The organism is Nitrococcus sp., assembly GCF_059432795.1.
The window spans coordinates 1-3,799 of sequence record NZ_JBXWZQ010000239.1 but is presented as its reverse complement, the minus strand read 5'-3'; the positions used below and the strand labels follow the sequence as shown (position 1 = coordinate 3,799).

Annotated in this window: 2 protein-coding genes; both read left to right on the top strand. The window is 62.2% G+C overall.

The genetic code is table 11. The features are described from left to right. The first annotated feature begins 91 nt into the window (after positions 1-91). Positions 92-1,006 carry a GGDEF domain-containing protein gene (locus tag AC52Q4_RS16545; protein ID WP_495537898.1) on the top strand — a complete coding sequence of 305 codons (915 nt, stop codon included), beginning with the start codon at positions 92-94 and terminating at the stop codon, positions 1,004-1,006. A 328-nt stretch (positions 1,007-1,334) separates the two neighbouring features. Further along, positions 1,335-3,302, top strand: coding sequence for an adenylate/guanylate cyclase domain-containing protein (locus AC52Q4_RS16540; RefSeq protein ID WP_495537897.1), 1,968 nt, complete (start codon positions 1,335-1,337; stop codon positions 3,300-3,302). Positions 3,303-3,799: the final 497 nt, after the last annotated feature.

The following is a 3,799-nucleotide window of genomic DNA, read 5'->3' as shown; positions in this document are numbered from 1 at the left end:
GGTGCTGGGTCGGTTGGTCGGCGCCACGGTGGGTACCTTGGGATCGGTGCTGTGTGTGGGCAATCCGTTCTGGCTTGGATGGCCCTAGTTTGTGGTCGGCGACGCCCTTGGAACTCTGGTCGTGGCGCCAATTCTACTCACCTGGGCAGAGGCCAGGATTCCGCGGCGATGGATGGAGTCCGTACTGCTCGTGGCGGGTCTGCTGGCGGTGAACCTGATCGCGTTTCGCAACTGGCCCGGGGGGTGGGACGTGGTACTGCCGTATCTGATCGTGCCTTTCCTGACCTGGGCTGCGCTGCGATACGGCGTTTTCGGTGCGGCCTGGTCGATCTTCTTCACTGCAAACATCGCTAATATCGCCACGGCATTCGGATATGGTCCGTTCGCGTTATTCGGAGAGGCGGCAGGGCAGGCGATAACCCTACTGCAGGTGTTCCTGTTAATTGTGGCGTCTGCAACGCTCGTGCTTGCTGCCCTCGTGAATGATTTGGTCGACCGCGTACACGCCGAAGCCGTGCTCGAGCATGACGCGCTGCACGACAGCCTCACCGGTCTGTACAACCGACGTGGGTTCGACAAGGCACTGGCCCGGGAGATTAGGCGGGCAGAGCGCGGCAATGACCCGTTGGCGGTGGTCATGTTCGACATCGATCGGTTCAAGTCGTGCAACGATACATACGGCCACGCGGTCGGGGACAATATTCTCAAGCAGCTCGCGCAGGTGGCGAACGCCCAGATGCGGGCCGGTGATGTGCTGGCGCGCTGGGGCGGAGAAGAATTCATGGTGGTATTGCCTGGGATCGACGCGGAAGGTGCCGGAGTATTAGGAGAGCGGATTCGGTCGACGGTGGAAAGTGCCAGGGTGGACGGCCCCGGACGGGTTACCGTGAGCGTCGGCGTCACGGCGTATCGACAAGGTGATGGACTGGCCGACGTGTGCAATCGGGTAGACCGCGCCGTTTACCAGAGCAAGGAGCGGGGCCGCAACGCCGTGGAAATGATCTGAATGGTTGGCATGGCGCTTCAATGCTTCCGGATGTTTTCCAGCCCGCCTTCGTTCATCAGCGTATCGTGCCCATATTAACCGCACCTCGGCTGCACGCCGGGAACCGGCTTTGCGTTAAATAAATTTTAGCGCTGGTCTGAATCAGCTGGCGACAAGCCTTTCCTTGCTGTGAAACCCTAACATGGTTTCTGGACCAATTATGAAAGGGCAGGTCAAGGGGATGATCCTTACTCTCGTACGGATCGAGGTTATATGCGTGCCGTGCTCAAGCTGTCGCGATACACTAGGCGCCGAATACCGACAAGCTTTATACGTCAGGGCACCGCTTATGCCAGACTCGAACGAAGAACACCTCGACGAAGCGCGCGAAGCTTACGAGGTCCACCAGTGGGAGACCGCCCTTAACCGATTGAAAAGCGTGGCTGCGAGCGAACCTCTGTCGCCGGAGGACGCCGAGAGAATGGCTTGGGCCGCCTGGTGGGGCGGCTGCTATGACGAGCTTCCCGACGCCCTCGAATACGCCAAGGCCCGCTACAGCGACACCGGAGACCATCGCGGCGCCGCTCGCATGGCCCTGCAGCTCGCTCATTGGCATTTTGACCGGCGCCATGATGCGGTATCCAGGGGTTACGCCCAGAAAGCTGCGCGTTTACTGGCGGAAGAGCCGGAATGCGGCGAGCATGGATGGCAGGCGTCGCTGCATGCGGCGGCAGCCGTAAGCCGCGGAGATTTCGAGACGGCGAAGAGCTGTGCCGAGCAGGCAATGGCAATCGGTAAGCGACTAGGAAACCGCGATGTCGAGGGGCTCGGGCTGCTTTGGCTGGGCCATGCGCACTTGATGGATCAACGGCTCGAGGCAGGCATGGCGCTTCACGACGAAGCGATGGCGCTCGCGATCAGCGATGAGCTGGGGCTGCTCGCCGCGGGGACGATCTATTGCAGTGTAATTGTTGCATGCCGGAACCGCGCCGACTGGCGCCGCGCTTCCGAGTGGACCGAGGAGAGCAGTCGATGGTGTGAGCGCGAGTCGGTCGCCTACTTCCCCGGTCTGTGCACCGTTCACCGCGCGGAAGTCATGCGGCAACAAGGTAACCTCGAGGGTGCAGAGCAGAATGCGCGCTTGGCGGGCGAGCAGCTGAAGGTCGCCAACCCACGCGTTGCGGGTTGGGCCTATCAGGAGATGGCGGAGGTTCGTCTCCGGCGGGGCGAGTTGCAGCCGGCATTGGACGCTTGCCGCCGCGCGCTTGAGCTGGGTCATGACCCTCAACCGACCTTGGCACGCCTAAGGCTGACCGAGAACGACTCCATGACGGCGCTGCGACTGATCGACCAGGCGCTGATGGACCCCGGCATCATCTCCCGAGAGAGCCGGATCCAACTCCTTCCCGTCAAAGTCTCAAGCGCGCTGGCGGTAGGGCACAAGGAGCCCGCCGATCAAGCAGCCGCGGAGCTCGAATCGTTGGCTGAACTGCTTGATAGCCCCGCCGGACAGGCCGGCGCTGTCGCCGCCCGCGCTGAGATCGACTTTGCCGAAGACCGGGTCAGCAAGGCGGCGGAAGGTTTTAAACGCGCTTGGCAGCTCTGGAACAAGGCGGACTCGCCATACGAGGCAGCGCACGCCCAGGCATTGTTGGCGACTGCTTTGAGAGAGGATGGCGAGGAAGCCAGCGCGATTATCGAGATGGATGCTGCCCTGGCGTCCCTAGATCGCCTGGGCATGGCGCTGGAGAAAACGCGCGGGGGCAGCCGACTGGCTGCACTGGCCGACTCGCGGGCAACGCCCTCCCATAAGGAGGCGCTCGTAAGAGCGTTGATGTTCACCGATATCGTGGATTCGACGAAGCTGATCGAGGCGCTCGGCGACGAAGCCTGGGACACCCTGCGGCAATGGTATCAACGAACCCTGCGACGCTGCTTCGAGGATCATGGTGGCGTCGAGAGCGACCATGCCGGTGACGGGTTCTTCGTGACCTTCTCGAACGTGGACACCGGCATTGCGTGCGCCGTGGATATTCAACGCGCTTTGGAGGACCACCGCATCCGGCATGGCTTTGCGCCCCAGGTGCGAATAGGCCTGCATGCCGCCGCCGTGGTCCGGCGCGAGAGGGAATACTCCGGGAGAGGCGTGCACGAAGCCGCGCGCATCGCCTCCGTCGCAGCCGGTGGCGAAATTATCGCCAGCCGGCAGACCATGAATGCCGCTCGGGATTCTCCGACTTTCTCGAACGAACGCACGGTCGAGCTGAAGGGGCTTGCCTTACCGATCACGATTGTCAGCATCGATTGGCAGGGCTGACACCGGTCCTCTCGCGTCGGCTTCGGTGGGCTCGGTGACTTCCTCAATCCAGATCTCGATCAGTAAGCTGTTGGAGTCACAGCACGGCGTAGGGGAAGCCACCGTCGCCAGAAGGCGCTTGGGTGCGAATACGCGCAGCACCGTGCCGCCCAACACGCCGGCCACTATCGGACTGGTGTCTGGTCGGTGGCGACCCGTATCGCGACGGCAACAATCACGGACACTGCGGTTCTTTTAATTTCCGCTTCGGGTCGATAGCAGAAGTGGCGTCCGTCGCTTCCATGCGCGCGCCACTAAACCCACCCGCAATTTGATCTCCGAATCCCAGATCCGGCGGAGCCGGCTGCCGGCCGACAGGGAGAGCCTCCCTGCGCCCACGGATCCGGATTTATAGACTATAATTTCAAAAATCGACTGGTGCGGTTCCCGGCGGAGGAACGTGGCCAGGACGCGAAGCCACGGGAACCGGCGACCAGCTCGGGAACCAAACCGACTGG